Here is a 15,241-nt window from a genome sequence, read left to right as displayed (position 1 = left end):
TACACTGTGCTTGAGGTAACAAACAAAACGGTTGAAACCATATTCAATGGTTCAGCCGTTTATATAAAACGATACCCTAGTCTCCTAGCCCTAGTGAAGGATTGGACAGCAGCTCAAAGTTGTCGAGGGCAGGGGATTCAAAAAGTGTTAGGGCGAAATGACGAGCGGCTCGAAATTCACTATGAATATGAGCCGTCAGCAATTCCAATGAATTGCTTTGCACTAAATCAAATTGGGTTGTTTCTCGATATACTCCCATTAATCATTAAAACAATTCGACATTGCCATACAAAAGGATGGGTACATGGAGACATTAAACCTTCAAATATACTTTATCTGCCAAAAACACATACTGTAAGGCTTATTGATTTTGGTGCTTTTGAGAGAATAGGGCGTGATAGACGTCAGTTTGAACAATGGCAACTCACACCATGTTTTGCCTCAGAGAACCAATTAAAAGGATTAGGAATAGTCGAACCAAATGATGATTGGTATTCATTACTAAAGCTCATTGACCAAGTTGTAGAAATTGAAACTGATGAAGATAACTTGGAGCAAATAAAGAGGCAAGTATCGTTTATTAAAGCAATGAAGAGCTAAAACGCTAAGCTATAATGAATAATGGCGTTTTTCAGACTCGACTACGTACCGTTTTCCCTTTGTCTTTAATAAAAAAGAAAAGCCAAAAAATAGAATGAGAATTGAATTGCCGCTCATTTTGTTCAAAATTGTGTTGCATTCGGTACGGTCTTTTACGTTTTTGAGTACTAAAATATCGACAAATTTATCTTGATTTCAGAGTATCTTAATGTGAGGGCAGTATTCCCTACGACATAAACGCGATGTGATTATTTCGAGTTATAAAAAAGCCAACCTAGAAGTTTTACGTTGGCTTTAAATAACGTTTTGCTCACGTAGAGCTCAGGTTATTTAGTCATTCGAGTTCAACAACAAGATGTTCGAGCTCTACTGAAGTTAAAGTATGTAAAGCATCCAAACTTGCGTTCGCCAAACTGATTTTACCTGATGCTGACTCAACTAAAACGGCTCTAACAATTTCAGAAGCTTGACGATTGTGACGCAATAAGTTAGTCAACGCCATTTGCGTTGGCATCATTGACGGATTAAATGCGGCATTTTCGGCATATCGACCAGAAAATAAAGAGCCATCATCTAGCTCAAATGTGATTGCTGCATAAGTACCAGTATAAGGAGCATAACTCTTATTCGCTTGGTGGGTAGCTTCAAGAATTACAGGGTCTTCACTCACTAATTTCAGTTGAATGGCTTTTGACGCGAGTAGCGGCTCAGTGACATTGAGATCTTTGGGTCCAAACGAATAAGGTAAATAGTGACTTAAGCGTTGAGTCGGCTGATCAGGTAAGTGAATATGGATATTACAACCATCCACTAATTCATTCATGAATTGGCGGCAATGACCACAAGGGCTGTAATTAACAACTATATCAGTGATGCTTTTCTCGCCTTTTAGCCAAGCATGACTGATTGCGCTTTGCTCTGCATGGACGGTATGGCCAAGAACTTCATCTTTAAGTTCCATATTGGCACCCATGTAAATATCGCCGCTGGTACCTTTTGCAATAGCACCAACATAAAATTCGCTTATCGTAGGCGTTGCTAATGCTGCTGCAACAGGCAATAAAGCTTCAAGAAGTTGGTTTTCTTCGAGACCGGATATACGTTTTAAAGTTTCAATTTGTTTCGCTTCAAAATGGCCTGAAAAATCGCTGTCCAATAAAGGCACAAGTGCTTGTGCAAGTAAAGGTGGTAAGTGGGCAATGCTGGGAACAAATCTATCTTGCATGTCCCGAATCCTCAAAATTGTTTCGTTTATGTAGCATGATTTTAAATAAGTATCAGATAATATAATGAGATTAGGGTCTCAATTACTTTTATTTTTAATCACATCCGTTTGAATATTGTGCACTTGCTATAAAGATTGTAAATAGTTACAAAGTGCTTTTAATAACTTTTGTTTATGTTCGTCTTGTTCTGTTTCGTGTAACAAATTTTCTAGGCGGATCATATAATCAGGATCATCAAGTTTCGATTGGCAAAATGTACGCCATTTAGAATATTCATCACTAGTTAACGACTCTGGATAATTACGCGCTCGGAATCGAAATAGCATTTCAGGTAAACGTTCATCGTCGAAGTTAACCTCTAAAGCGACTAAATTTTCAGGTTTGGTTTGTTGAACGATGGCTATTTTACTTTTATCAGCTTGACTAAAGAAACCACCAGAATAGAGCATCAAGTCAGGATCTGTTGACGCTATTCTCGAATCATCAGTACTAAAAAGCTCAATCATTTTTTGTCTAATATGTGGGTTTTGCTTTAGAAGTTTATATTGCTGTCTTGCAAACTCTTTATCGATGTTTAACCTGAGTGCATTTTCATCACTGAGGGTTTTGGCTGTTGTGATGAAAGGGCACTTATTTAAATGAATTTGTTTTACGGGTATTGGAAGTTCATTCGGCGCTAAATCAGTTCGTGATGTGTACATACGTTCGCGGATATCCGAAACATCAAGATCGATAAGTGGTTGTAAATTCATATTAAGGTTTACGCATATCACACTATTTTTGTTATCAGGATGATGTGCAACAGGTGCAATAATTGCGGTACAACCATTGGCAGAACTGAAGCGTGAACTAACATGCAATAAAGGCTGCATATTTAGCACATCCATTTGAGCTGAAACGGCTTGTTTACGTCTTAGATTGAAATAGTAATCATAGAGTTTAGGCTGTTTTTCTTTTATGAGCTTGGCTAGCGCAATAGTAGCTTTTACATCTGAGATAGCATCATGAGCATTATCATGGCTTAAACCATTAGCTACCGTTAAATTTTCAAGCTTAAAACTCGGGCTGCCATCTTCATTCTCCGGCCAGTTAATACCTTCAGGACGAAAAGCATAACAAGCACGAACTAAATCAATGATGTCCCAACGTGAATTTTTGTTCTGCCATTCGCGAGAATAAGGCTCAATAAAATTTCGATAAAAGCCATAGCGTGATACTTCATCATCAAAACGTATAGAGTTATAACCAACAACACAGGTCTCTGGCTGACTAAATAACGCATTGATACGAGCCATAAACTCAGATTCTGGTAGCCCTTTCGAATTAGCAAGTTGAGGCGTAATTCCAGTGACTAAAATAGCTTCTGGTTGTGGTAAGTAGTCTGATGATTGTTTGCAGTATAGGCTGATAGGCTCTTCAATTATATTCAGTTCAAGATCTGTTCGGATGCCTGCAAATTGACATGGCCTATCCTTTGAAGGGCTTACTCCGAAGGTTTCATAATCGTGCCACAATAAAGTTGGCTGTTCGCTGTTGTTCATGGTTGTCCTTTATTGTTGGCAGTTAATCTTTAACTCATTGTTTGGTAACAAATTGATGTTCGTTGCTGTTCTATGTTGTTCGAGCTTGTTCGGCTAGTAACATTAAAAAATGTGCATCAAATTGTGCATCAAAAAAGTGTAAAATGTGCATCAAATATATAAAGACTTGGAGGTACATTTTATGGCTCTTACAGACAGTAAACTGAGAAATATCAAGTCACCATATACGGGGAAAACAGAACTCGCTGATCGTGATGGTTTAACAGTAAGAATATCGCCCAAGGCTTTAATCGCCTTTAATTATCGCTTTAGATGGCAAGGTAAGCAACAGCGAATTAAAATTGGTTGTTATCCTCATATCAAGTTAGCTGAAGCAAGAGCCGAAGCACTCGACTTTCGTAAGACACTTGAAGAAGGGCTAGATCCCAGAATTCACCAATCTCGATACAAGCAAGCACGTCTGCTGGGTGACATTTGTAGAGATTTTTTAGACAAGTACGCTACCAAAGAATTATCTAAAACAACCAATGCGCTTTATGCTTCTTTCTACAATAAATACGTCAAACCCAACGCTAATATAGATGTTGAGAAATATTCCTATACTGACTGGATCAGATTTTTCGATAAAATTCGTGATGATACCAGTGCTACCAATGCTGGCTGCATTCTTAAAAGAATTAAAACCATTATTCGTTGGTCAAAGTCCCGTGGTGAAATTTCTAACTCACATTGTTTAGACATCCCAATAAAGGCGATTGGTAAACATCATGCCAAGCGAGATCGAGTACTTGAATGGAACGAACTGTGTGCACTCTGGCAACAGATCGAGGCAAGTCGAGCTTCACCGAAATGTAAGATTTGCGTTCAACTATTAATTTTAACTGGTGCACGCAATACAGAAATTAGAGCTGCAAAAAGACGAGAGTTCGATTTGGATGAAGCTTTGTGGGTTTTACCCAAACACCGTTCAAAGACTAAAAAAGCAATCAGGCGTCCGCTCAATCAGAAAGCCATTAACTTGATCAAACAACTCGATTTTATCTATGGCGAAAATCGTGAGTATTTAATCGAAGGTTTGAGCCCTAAAGCTCCAATAACGTCACATGCTATAAATCGCTTTGTGCAACGACTGAATGACAGACTCAAACTAGAACCATTCGTGCCGCATGACTTTAGAAGAACAATCACCACAAGGCTCAGTGAAAACAAAGTCATGCCTCATGTTACGGAAAAAATGCTAGGTCATGAGTTAGTTGGTGTAATGGCCATTTACAACAAGCACGACTGGATAGATGAGCAGCGTGAAGCTTACAAACTTTACGCTAAATTGCTAGATCAGCACTTGTTGAAGCAAGCAGAGAGAAGGACTTTTTGATAGTTCTTCTTTTTTATTAGGTTTATTTTTGCACAATATTTAATTATGCCCTTTATTCATAGGTAATATTCACTTGAGCTTTAGCTTTGTGTCTTTCTTGTAATAGATTTAGGAAAAATTTAATGAGCTATTTCATTAGTTGTAAATAACTCGCTTGGCAAGACTATAAATAGCAATTTTCTACAGTTGAAATGTGAGAGTTGAAGCGTGAGTAACTATCTATATTTATTATCTATTTTATTTGTTACCTCTTGTGCATCTAACCTAAGTCCGAAAATAGTTGATTCTGATATACGTCAAATTACAGATTGCACTTTCATAGCAACAGTTTCGGGTACATCTGGTTGGGGAAATTTAATGGCATCAGTAGGAATTGAGAATGCAAAGCAAGAAGCGAGAGATAAGGCTTTCCAGCTGGGTGCAACAAATATTATTTGGGTGTAGATCTTTTAGATCGACGAAAAGCATGAAAAGATCATTAATTATCAATTGGATGGGTTTAATAAATGGTGCGAAAGGAGCAATTTTATAGTACTTATCAGTTTCCACACACAACAAGTATATAAAAAGGCTCCTTTCATGAAACTAGCATACTCAAACTCACTCGAATTTTCATTCTTTTCTGAAGCCAAATTGAAATTTGAGCGTATTATTTCGCACCTCGAAGACAAACAAGTTAAGCAAGAGAGCCATGGAGAAGTTGAAGCCTATATCGATACCGAAGGAACTGAGTTGTTGCGGTGTTTATTGCAGGGTTTCTTAGATATCAAAACCGCTGAAGAGCCCCGTCAGCAAGTTTGTTCCAACCGTGACATTGCATTGAATTATTTGAAAAATAACTGCAAACGAAACTTAGAAAGTTTATTTGGTACCGTAACGATGCATCGAAAAGGTTACAGTCAACGTCGGTGTGATAGCGTGTTTCCAATGGATGGTGAGCTGAATCTTTCGAAAGATAAATACTCTGATGGTGTACGCCTAAGACTCGCTACAGAAGCAGTCAAAGGCTCATATGATGATGCAGTAAGCTCAATAGATACCACCACAGGTGCGCACGTGCCCAAGCGACAAGCAAGGCAAATTGTGCAGGATATTGCACAAGATTTTGATGGTTTTTATCTCCAGCAGAGATACCTTAAGCCAGAAAATACATCTGATTTACTGGTATTGACTATGGATGGAAAAGGCATCGTTATGCAACCTAATAGCTTGAGAGAGGGCACGCAAAAAGCAGCGAAACAACAGAAGCTCAAAGGACGCCTAAGTGCTGGAGAAAAAAAAGACCGCAAACGAATGGCAGAAGTTGCAGCGGTATACACCACCAAGCCTTTGCATCGTACCCCAGAATCAATCATGTCTAGAAACGATAATTCAAATGTTCGTCCATTACGTGTGCCACCAAGAAATAAACGTGTGTGGGCAAGCGTAGAAAGAAGTGCTGCGACTGTGATTGAAGAAGCATTTTTAGAAGCTCTGGAACGAGACCCAACTCAAAGCTGTCAGTGGGTTGTACTCGTTGATGGTCATCCTCATCAGCTAAAACAAATTTATCGGGTGATGAAGAAACTCAACATCAATGCAACGGTGGTCATGGATTTCATCCATGTGCTTGAATATCTCTGGAAAGCGGCGTGGTGCTTATTTGAAAAAGATGATCCAGAAGTCGAAGATTGGATAGAAAATCGAGCGACTGAAATCTTACGAGGTAATGCGTCACAAGTAGCAAAAGGCCTTGGGATCAGTGCAACAAAACGGAAATTAAAACAACGAGAAGGCATTAATAAGTGCATCGGTTATCTATTGAAAAATAAATCAAGATTAGAATACGGTAAAGCGTTAGAGCAAGGTTTCCCAATTGCTAGCGGTGTCATTGAGGGAGCTTGTCGTCATCTGATTAATGATAGGTTGGATATCACTGGAGCGAGATGGAGCCTTGAAGGTGCAGAAGCTATATTAAAACTTAGGTCGTTAAGATCGAGTGGTGATATTGAAAAGTATTGGGAGTATCACAAAAAGCAATCCAAACAGAGGTTATACAGATGTGGGTAACTTCGTCGTTTTAAAAGACCCACACCCATTCAATTTCAGCCATATCCAACCAACTTCCGTGCTTTGGCGTGTAATGAAATTCTATTTTATTGATCAACCTACGAGCTTCTTCTGGTTCGAAGGCCTTATAAAATGAAGCCGGTGTATGAGTATTCAAGTTATCCTCAACTAATACAATTGTCTCAGCGTCCTTATAACGCCCGTCTACTAAGGCTTTTACTTGATGAGCCCAATCAATGGCCGTTCTGTGTTCAGTGACTTCAACATGTCGCCAGCCCGCTAAAGGCTCAAATATCATGAACAGGTTGCTGACACCGTTACGCTCATACTCTGTATCGTATCGCTCTGGATAACCTGAAACTAAGGGTAACGGATTGCGAACTTCTTTAACTTGTTGTTTGCTGGTTTCATCAAGGCATACTAAAGGACGCTTAGGATTGTAAGGAAGTTTATAGAGTTCTAATATATCTTCCATAGCACTCACGAAAGCAGCGTTTTCCTCTTTAGGTATACACCACTCTTCTTTAAGCCATGGTTTAAGTTCGTTTTTTTTAAAGCATCATAATGAACAGAAGTTCTTGATATGTTATCGATATATTTGAGTTCAATCATCTTGTCTCTAAGAAGATTTAATGTCCAACGGCAACGTCCTTCAGGAGGCGTAGAGCAGGCCAGTGCAATTAGGTGGGCTTCGGCTTCGCCATCCATTATGCGTCTGCGGCCTTGATGGCTGTGTTTGCTATTCACAGCGACTTCTAATCCTTCTTCGACAAAACGCTTTCTAAGGCTCGTTACTGCAAGTGGTGAGATGTTTAGTGCTTTAGCAATCTGTTGATTGGTCAGTGGCGAATTATTCTCATCAATAGCAAGTAAAATTTGGGCGTGTCGTTTCTTATGTTGAGCAACACGTGGTTTCTTCTGCTTTATCAAAGCCTCAAGCATTGAACGTTCTTCATTACTCAAACGAACGTGGTATTTAACCCTCATAACAACTCCAGTGTTTCTTGTGTTCAGGAGTTGTTAGGATATAACCATTCGGTCATTATTTGTTCTTGAATGGACTACTAGTACTCTATTAGCTGAATACCTTGCTACTTGTAGCAGGGTATTCATTCCAAAACCAACTTTCAGTTGCCACAAAAGTAACTCTCTATTTTAAATCCTCCCACCAAAAAATATCAGGTAAGCACCTGAATGTAATCTGAATCTATTTGTACCAAAATCAATTGTATTAGGGCTTGTACCAATGCTTATTGTTTAAGTTAACTTAAAAACTCATCCATTACTTCAACTAAATTATCTAACGAAAAGCCTCGATAAGTGACGTTATAGCCTGATAACTTGAGTTTTTTCAGTAAGCCATGCGACTTTTCAATTAGCTTTGTTTCATTGTATTTCTTTTGCTGCCTTTTAACTTCTACTATCAAAACTTGCTTATCTAAGTCGTTAATTGCGACGATATCAATCTCATTGTGTCCCTTTGCATCCCAGTAACTGCCCATTCGACCAAATTGTTTAGACTCAGCAAGAATAGCTTGAAATAATGACTCAAGTTCTAAGCCTGAGTAGGTTTCAAAGTCTCTATCAATATGGTTTCTGATGTACTCGTAGTTCTCCATTTCTACCGCGCTTTTATTGGCATGTATAAACCGGAACCAGAATTTTAAAAATGGATCTGAAATCGAGTATCGTACATCTCGTGACGTTTCTTTTGAAGTCATCGGTCTCATCTTAGTGATGGAGTCAAAATCATCTTCTAGCTTTTCAAGATGGACACCAACACCTAATCCAAGATAATTTTCAATTCGTGAACGGCTAGTATGGCCCTGTGAAATAGCACCTAAAATATCGAAATATATCCTGTGCTCAGAACCAAAATCTTCAACTAAACGGTGAGTGCCTTCTTTAATGAAAGGGGAGAAGTCAGATATGATTGAGTCGAATATGTTGCCACTCTCATTAGCGAAATTAGCTAACCATTCAAGATACTTGGGGATACCACCAGATAGACACCACCACTCCAGCATGTTTTCAGCTGTAAATTTACTGTGATCAGCTATCACGGAGCGAATATAAGTCGGCTGCAGTGGTTTAATTTTGAAGAAACGATCATCACGGTTCAATAAGGGTTCATCTTGACCCTTAAAAATTTTGGTCATCATGTTATATAATGAACCGCAACAAACGAGATGCATCATTGATGTTTGCTTATTTGTGTCCCACAAGTTTTGAATGTCTGAGAAAAGGCTTGAGTTCACTCTTTGGATATCCTGGAACTCATCGACAATCACAGTCAAAGGTTCATTTTTCGAATAGTCCAGTAAGTATTCAAAAATATCTTTTAATGACTGCGGTTTAAAAAACTTTGCTCCAAGTTCATTACGTATTATTTCTGCAAATTCAGCCACAAGAGATCTTTCAGTTTTACGACTGATAAACAAATATAAATATTTGATGTCTTGATCAATGAAGGCTTCGCTCAATAGACGAGTTTTTCCGACACGCCTTCTACCAATCATGACACTGAGCTGGCCTTTATGATCAGATATATTTTTGGAGATACGTCTTAAAGTATCCATCTCTTTTTCACGATTATAGAATTTTTGCATAATAAGTTTTCACTTGGAGTAATGATGAGATTATAGAGTGAGAACTTTGTATTGTCATTAAAGTTATTGTAATATTATTTACTGTAATTCCACGCTAGATGGGCGCCTAAGTACCCGAGTATAAATTTATTAGAACCAAACCACTGATAGAAGCCTTTCCAGTAGAGAAAAACTTAAGAAACTTTTAAGCAGGTACTTATGACTAGAATGGATTACGAATCACTTTATGTTCAGCGAATCATCAGTGAGATATTTTAATAATAAAGCTGATTCATATCTGAATCGCTCCCTTAAAATTTTTGGTAAAAGCTCTCTCTTAATACCTTCTATCAAACTAAATTCACTTTCTGAGTATATTTCGAGGCGTTCATCTCGCAAAAAAAGAAACTGGTTGTCTACGACAAGTGAGAATCGAAGCTTGCCCTTGAAAGGATAGCTAATGTCACTATTAAACCGATTATTTATGTTTTCTTTAATTTCTATGTCCGGCCGAGGTATTGGATTAATTTCTAATTGTAAAAATTCTTTGTTATTGCGAGTATGAAACACTGAAATTTTATTATTTGTTATTTCAGTTCGGTAGAACATGCCAAAACATGGAAAACAAATTTTTTCATCGGCAGGGTATAACTTTAATGATGGCCAACCATTACCCGGATCAGCAAAAAAAATGCGGTTATTAATGGTAACTCTAGCTAATCTGTGAATTTCCTCACCTTGGATGTAGCCAGTATGCAGTTGAGCATTGAAACCTAAACTACGTGCTTCATGAATAAAGCTAAGGGTTTTATCTGTGCATGTTCCACCATATTTAGTCGTAAGTGGTTTCTTGCCATAAAGATGGTACAAATTGTGAAATGGTTCTTCTTTGAATAACCTTAAAAGTAAAGACTCTATTTTAATCAAAGCGGTTCGACTAGTTGAATTCCACTTCATTGATGACTACTTCCTCTACGATCGATCGCGTCATCAAAAACAGAGTAACGATGAAAATAATCATTCGTAGATGTTCTGTTAAAGTGCTGTTCCCAAATCTCTTGCAACTCTTCTCTTTCACTTCTGCCATTACGTTTCAAATATTTGACAACCATTTGCCTAATACCACTTCCAACATCAAATGAAACTTTAGGGCGGTCAGTAACTTCTTTCGGCAGATAACTGCTGAAGCTTTTACGCAAAATAACTTTATTCATGCTTTCTGAATAAATGTCACTAAACTCTAATTCTTTGCTGAGATTAATGATTTCATTATCTAAGAAAGGACACCTTGCCTCAACACCATGGGCCATTGTGCAAAGATCCAACCGCCTTAATTCGGTGTACTGCATATCAGCCATAAGGTTGCTGCACTTTATCTTTAAAACATTTGGCTCAAGGTATTTAAAATAACCTCCAAATAATTCATCGGCACCTTCGCCAGTTAAAACTACCTTAATACCCGCATAACTGGCAGCTTGAGCCAGCAGGTATGTAGCTAATCCGTTACTGATAATAGAAGGGTTAACGCTTTCTGTTACATATACTATTTTTGCAATATAACTGCCCAAAAGTTCATCCGAAGGAACAGGGATTATCCTGACATCGTTGAGTTCGAGATGTTTAACTAACTTAGTTACCATCGCCTTGTCAGAGCTACTTTCATTACCTAAAGTAAAATATGTTATGTTAGGTCGTAATTTAGATGCTAAAGCAGCAATAATTGAGCTGTCTAAACCGCCACTTAAAAAAATACCGACAGGTTTTTGAACTTCAGGAAGACGATTTTTTACCGCATTATTTAAGCTTGTGATCAGATTATATTTTGGGTAGTGGGCTGAAGCAGTGAATTGATCTATCATGGTTGCACTCTAGTTTCATTTATTTTAGAGAATATCATGCGTCACTCTGTAGATGTTCAATGCCCTCACTGTCAAAGTACTTCAATATCAAAAGCAGGAAAAAGCCCAAAGGGGCAGCAAAGATATTTATGTACCAACTCTGAGTGCCCGAAAAAAACATTCTTACTTCATTATGTTAAGCGTGCTTGGGAAGATGGAGTAAAAGAAACAGCCATTGACATGGTACTTAATGGTAGCGGAATAAGGGATACAGGTAGAGTGTTAAATATACACAAGAATACAGTGATAAACGCCATTAAAAAAAAGAAAAGAGCATTGTCCACGTAAATCCTAATTACACTCAAAGAGATAGCAACTCAAACATTGAAATCGATATAGAGTTGGTCTGCGAAGAAGCAGAGATCGATGAGCAATGGTCATTTGTAGGTAAAAAGGTTAACCAGAGGTGGCTATGGCATGCCATAGACCATAGTACGAATACAGTTGTAGCTTATGTCTTGGGGAAAAGAACAGGCGAGGCTTTCAAAGAGTTACAGACATTGCTCGAGCCACTAGGCATAAAGAAATATTATACCGATGACTGGGGTGCGTATAAGCGAAATTTGCCACCAGAACAGCATGAAGTAGGAAAAACTAATACCCAAAAGATTAAGAGGAAAAATCTCAATTTTAGAACTTGGATTAAAAGGTTAGCACGAAGAACGATTTGTTTTTCAAAGTTAGAAAGTATGCACGATACGGTAATAGGTTTGTTAATCAATCGAGTAGAATTTGGGATTGATATTCATGCCTACCACTAAATTAGCCCACTACCGAATCATACTTGATTAGATTAAAAATAAATTTCACATACATCACAAATAACTTTTTGACCTGCTTAGGGAACTAGCGATTTAGAAAGTACCAATCAATATTTTAAATTTTTTTTGTCATACCTGCAAAGGCTGGTATCCAGTGACTTTTAGGGATGTCGCAGTTCAAATAATACCAATTTAAATTTCAACGCTTAATTTGTCATACCTGCGAACGCAGGTATCCAGCGACTTGTGCCCAAATTAACCAAAGACTCTGGACTCCTGCGTTCGCAGGAGTGACGATAAAATTGGTATACATTCTTCCGCCACGTCCCTTAGATGATATCTAAAGGTGATAATCAATGATTATGTGTTTCAAATAATCCTTACAGTTTAAAATAGTTAGAGACTATTCGTATTAAATTCACCGATATATTGGCCGCCTTTTATTTGTGCGATTAAACGTATTTTTTGTTTATAATTTTTATCGTTGAGGTTATTTCTAAGTGGGGTTTGACGACTCCAATAGTAAGCTGATTTCTCCATAGCTAAAGGATAACTCGTAGCTTGATCATGTTGATCAACTAAGAATAAAGTTGCTTTATCAAGGGGAAACGTTGAGTTAATAAAAGTTATACCATGTTCATCATAGACATTGATTTTTAATTCTCCTGCAGATAGCACACAACGCTTAGCCAAAACATCACATTCACTTTCAGAATTTAGAGCAAAAACTCGTTGTTCTTGCGCCTGATTTTCTATGTAAGTATCAGATAATATGTAGCCTGCTATAGCCAGTATAGGCGCAATTAGAATTGCAACTTTAGTATGTCTATTCACTAATTTTTCCTTATGAATTTATTTTATTTCGTCGCACCAGCGAAAGCTGGTGCCCAGTGCTTTACCTTATTTTAAATAAAGTCTTTGGATGCCAGTATCCACTGGCATGACGAATTTAAAAGATACTAATGATCGTGTGCCGCACCAGCGCCTTTGGGCACTCGGAAGTTTTCAACAAGCTGTTGAATTTCTTTAGGAGCTTCACCAGTAAGCTTGCATACAATAAAGGCTACGGCAAAATTAACCAATGCACCTACAGCACCGAATGCGTTAGGGGATATCCCAAAGAACCAGTTTTCAGGTAAATCACCTAAGAATGATGTACTAGGAATAAACATGATGCCCTTGTGCTGGAATACATAGAGCATAGTGACACCAATACCTGCACACATCCCTGCAACGGCTGCTTTTCCACTCATCTTCTTAGAGAATATACCCATCATTAGAGCAGGGAAGATACTGGAGGCTGCTAATCCGAATGCTAATGCAACGGTTCCTGCCGCAAAACCGGGTGGATTGAGTCCGAGATAACCTGCAACCAAAATCGACAGTGTCATGGTCACCCGTCCAGCAAACAACTCATTTTTCTCTGAGAGGTTGGGGGTGAGCACTCCCTTCATTAAGTCATGGGATATGGATGATGATATGGCGAGCAACAAGCCTGCCGCCGTAGAGAGCGCAGCAGCGAGACCTCCGGCTGCAACCAGAGCTATAACCCAATTAGGTAGATTAGCGATTGATGGATTAGCGAGTACCATGATGTCACGGTCAACTTTCACCATTTCATTGGTTTCTTTGGACGCAGTATATTGGATTTTTCCGTCATTATTTTTGTCTTCATACTTCAGAAGACCAGTATTTTCCCAATCTTTAAACCACTGCGGGCGTTGATCATATTCAAGATGCTGGCCAGCTGTTGGTTCAATTGTGCTCATTAAATTTAGACGAGCCATCGCACCAACCGCAGGCGCAACAGTGTAAAGTAAGGCAATAAATACCAGAGCATAACCAGCCGATGAACGTGCAGCTTTTACTGAAGGAACAGTAAAGAAGCGCATGATTACGTGTGGTAAACCCGCAGTACCAATCATTAATGACATGGTATAAGCAAACATATTGAGTGAGCCGCCCATGTTGTCAGTGGTATACTCTTTAAAGCCTAAATCTGTGACCACTTGGTCAAGTTTATCAAGTAAGTAAACGCCACTACCGTCCGCCAAAGTACTACCAAGCCCAAGTTGTGGAATCGGGTTACCTGTCAGTTGAAGTGAGATGAAAATAGCTGGGATGGTATAGGCAAAAATTAACACACAATACTGTGCAATCTGAGTGTAGGTAATGCCCTTCATACCTCCAAGCACAGCGTATACCCAAACCACTAACATGCCGATGCCAAGGCCTAAATCGTAGTCTACCTCTAAGAAACGAGAAAATGCGACACCAACACCTTTCATCTGCCCGATAATATAGGTGAGAGAAGCAATTATTAGACATAAAACGGCTACGATACGAGCACTTTTTGAATAATAACGATCGCTGATAAATTCAGGTACGGTAAACTTGCCGTGCTTACGCATATATGGCGCAAGCAACATTGCCAGCAGTACATAACCGCCAGTCCAGCCCATCAAGAATACAGAGCCGCCATAACCTAAAAAGGCAATAAGACCAGCCATCGAGATAAATGATGCTGCACTCATCCAGTCAGCACCAATCGCCATACCGTTTTGAAGTGGTGAAATACCACCGCCAGCCACATAAAAATCGCTGGTTGTGCTTGCTCTTGCCCACCATGCAATGGCGAAATAAAGCCCGAAAGAGCCAAATACGGCAATGTAGGTATAAAGTTTTAACTCATCCATTTACTTTTCCTCTACCTTGTATTTTTTGTCGAGCTTATTCATTTTTGATGTATACCAAAAAATCAGTGCCACAAAGACATAAATAGAACCTTGCTGTGCAAACCAGAAACCCAGTTTGTAACCGCCTATACGGATTTCGTTTAATGGCTCCACTAACAGGATCCCAAACCCAAATGAAACGACAAACCATATCGCAAGACATATCAGGATAAGGCGTAAATTTTCAGCCCAATAACTGTTTTCGCTTTCCACAATACTCTCCTTTTTGTTTATCAATTCTTTATGGAGAGAGCAAGGTTGAGTGATTTTTTCGGTAAGTTTTTAAAATTGCTTATTGCATTAAATTTCAAAACCTAACAAATAACACGCCCTAGTATTCCCAATCCAATCCGAATTGCTGTTCTTTTTTTCCTAGTGAGAAGCTAACAAGTGTGGAAAAATAAAAATATTCAACTTTAGTCTAAGGTCGGCTCTTTTCGCTTGTGCTTCATAGTGTTATCGATTAAA

15 protein-coding genes are annotated in these 15,241 nt (G+C 38.6%); 5 read left to right on the top strand and 10 right to left on the bottom strand.

The genetic code is table 11. The annotated features are described in order from the left end of the window. Positions 1-6: 6 nt before the first annotated feature. Positions 7-600 (top strand): protein kinase domain-containing protein, encoded by a 594-nt coding sequence (locus E2I05_RS12420; protein ID WP_121853620.1) that lies wholly within the window; start codon positions 7-9, stop codon positions 598-600. A 334-nt stretch (positions 601-934) separates the two neighbouring features. On the opposite strand, the gene cdd is transcribed toward E2I05_RS12420, so the two are convergent. Both cdd and sbcB read right to left on the bottom strand, forming a co-directional pair. Then, the gene (cdd, locus tag E2I05_RS12415) at positions 935-1,825 is read right to left on the bottom strand and encodes a cytidine deaminase (protein WP_121853621.1); all 891 of its coding nucleotides are present in this window, start codon (positions 1,823-1,825) and stop codon (positions 935-937) included. Between the two features lie 126 nt (positions 1,826-1,951). Further along, positions 1,952-3,367, bottom strand: a complete 1,416-nt coding sequence (gene sbcB / locus E2I05_RS12410; protein ID WP_121853622.1) for an exodeoxyribonuclease I — start codon at positions 3,365-3,367, stop codon at positions 1,952-1,954. Positions 3,368-3,548: 181 nt separating this feature from the next. On the opposite strand from sbcB, the gene E2I05_RS12405 reads away from it, so the two are divergent. The 3 genes from E2I05_RS12405 (at position 3,549) to E2I05_RS12395 (ending at position 6,791) form a co-directional block, all read left to right on the top strand. After that, entirely contained in the window at positions 3,549-4,742 is a 1,194-nt protein-coding gene (locus E2I05_RS12405; RefSeq protein WP_121853623.1) for a tyrosine-type recombinase/integrase, read from the top strand. 207 nt (positions 4,743-4,949) lie between these two features. Continuing rightward, positions 4,950-5,186: a hypothetical protein gene (locus E2I05_RS12400; protein ID WP_121853624.1), complete on the top strand. Its 237-nt coding sequence runs from the start codon at positions 4,950-4,952 to the stop codon at positions 5,184-5,186. Between the two features lie 135 nt (positions 5,187-5,321). Continuing rightward, the gene (locus tag E2I05_RS12395; RefSeq protein WP_133309673.1) at positions 5,322-6,791 is read left to right on the top strand and encodes an ISKra4 family transposase; all 1,470 of its coding nucleotides are present in this window, start codon (positions 5,322-5,324) and stop codon (positions 6,789-6,791) included. A gap of 10 nt (positions 6,792-6,801) precedes the next feature. Here E2I05_RS12395 and E2I05_RS12390 read toward each other — a convergent pair whose 3' ends face one another. The 5 genes from E2I05_RS12390 to E2I05_RS12370 form a co-directional block, all read right to left on the bottom strand. Further along, positions 6,802-7,302, bottom strand: a complete 501-nt coding sequence (locus E2I05_RS12390) for an IS630 family transposase (RefSeq protein ID WP_133309672.1) — start codon at positions 7,300-7,302, stop codon at positions 6,802-6,804. Continuing rightward, positions 7,272-7,778, bottom strand: coding sequence for a helix-turn-helix domain-containing protein (locus E2I05_RS12385; RefSeq protein ID WP_133309671.1), 507 nt, complete (start codon positions 7,776-7,778; stop codon positions 7,272-7,274). Before E2I05_RS12385 ends, E2I05_RS12390 begins: the two co-directional genes overlap by 31 nt. Before the next feature lie 275 nt (positions 7,779-8,053). Next, complete coding sequence (locus tag E2I05_RS12380; protein WP_121855233.1) at positions 8,054-9,400, bottom strand: ATP-binding protein; 1,347 nt, start codon at positions 9,398-9,400, stop codon at positions 8,054-8,056. A gap of 219 nt (positions 9,401-9,619) precedes the next feature. After that, the gene (locus E2I05_RS12375) at positions 9,620-10,336 is read right to left on the bottom strand and encodes an arylamine N-acetyltransferase (protein WP_121855232.1); all 717 of its coding nucleotides are present in this window, start codon (positions 10,334-10,336) and stop codon (positions 9,620-9,622) included. After that, a complete protein-coding gene (locus tag E2I05_RS12370; protein ID WP_121855231.1) occupies positions 10,333-11,238 on the bottom strand; it encodes an asparagine synthase-related protein in 906 nt (301 codons plus the stop codon). The genes E2I05_RS12375 and E2I05_RS12370 overlap by 4 nt, the downstream gene beginning before the upstream one ends. Positions 11,239-11,274: 36 nt before the next feature. Here E2I05_RS12370 and E2I05_RS12365 point away from each other — a divergent pair. Further along, positions 11,275-12,038, top strand: a protein-coding gene (locus E2I05_RS12365; protein WP_425325187.1) for an IS1 family transposase whose coding sequence is annotated in 2 segments (ribosomal slippage) — positions 11,275-11,542 and positions 11,542-12,038 — 765 coding nt in all. Because the reading frame shifts where the segments join, the coding sequence is not laid out codon by codon here. 396 nt (positions 12,039-12,434) lie between these two features. Here E2I05_RS12365 and E2I05_RS12360 read toward each other — a convergent pair. The 3 genes from E2I05_RS12360 to E2I05_RS12350 form a co-directional block, all read right to left on the bottom strand. After that, positions 12,435-12,872, bottom strand: coding sequence for a hypothetical protein (locus E2I05_RS12360; protein ID WP_121854380.1), 438 nt, complete (start codon positions 12,870-12,872; stop codon positions 12,435-12,437). A gap of 125 nt (positions 12,873-12,997) precedes the next feature. After that, complete coding sequence (locus E2I05_RS12355) at positions 12,998-14,734, bottom strand: sodium:solute symporter family protein (protein ID WP_121854379.1); 1,737 nt, start codon at positions 14,732-14,734, stop codon at positions 12,998-13,000. After that, complete coding sequence (locus E2I05_RS12350) at positions 14,735-14,986, bottom strand: DUF4212 domain-containing protein (RefSeq protein ID WP_121854378.1); 252 nt, start codon at positions 14,984-14,986, stop codon at positions 14,735-14,737. Positions 14,987-15,241 lie beyond the last annotated feature (255 nt).

Origin of the sequence: Parashewanella spongiae, assembly GCF_004358345.1 — a bacterium.
Lineage (GTDB): Bacteria > Pseudomonadota > Gammaproteobacteria > Enterobacterales > Shewanellaceae > Parashewanella > Parashewanella spongiae.
The sequence above is the reverse complement of the archived record's forward strand: the minus strand, read 5'-3'. Positions and strand labels throughout refer to the sequence as shown.

What these genes read in the sequence shown, in the direction of transcription:
- cdd (WP_121853621.1), bottom strand. Translation starts at nt 1,825, where the DNA reads ATGCAAGATAGATTTGTTCCCAGCATTGCCCACTTACCACCTTTACTT.
- sbcB (WP_121853622.1), bottom strand. Translation starts at nt 3,367, where the DNA reads ATGAACAACAGCGAACAGCCAACTTTATTGTGGCACGATTATGAAACC.
- E2I05_RS12405 (WP_121853623.1), top strand. Translation starts at nt 3,549, where the DNA reads ATGGCTCTTACAGACAGTAAACTGAGAAATATCAAGTCACCATATACG.
- E2I05_RS12395 (WP_133309673.1), top strand. Translation starts at nt 5,322, where the DNA reads ATGAAACTAGCATACTCAAACTCACTCGAATTTTCATTCTTTTCTGAA.
- E2I05_RS12385 (WP_133309671.1), bottom strand. Translation starts at nt 7,778, where the DNA reads ATGAGGGTTAAATACCACGTTCGTTTGAGTAATGAAGAACGTTCAATG.
- E2I05_RS12380 (WP_121855233.1), bottom strand. Translation starts at nt 9,400, where the DNA reads ATGCAAAAATTCTATAATCGTGAAAAAGAGATGGATACTTTAAGACGT.
- E2I05_RS12375 (WP_121855232.1), bottom strand. Translation starts at nt 10,336, where the DNA reads ATGAAGTGGAATTCAACTAGTCGAACCGCTTTGATTAAAATAGAGTCT.
- E2I05_RS12370 (WP_121855231.1), bottom strand. Translation starts at nt 11,238, where the DNA reads ATGATAGATCAATTCACTGCTTCAGCCCACTACCCAAAATATAATCTG.
- E2I05_RS12355 (WP_121854379.1), bottom strand. Translation starts at nt 14,734, where the DNA reads ATGGATGAGTTAAAACTTTATACCTACATTGCCGTATTTGGCTCTTTC.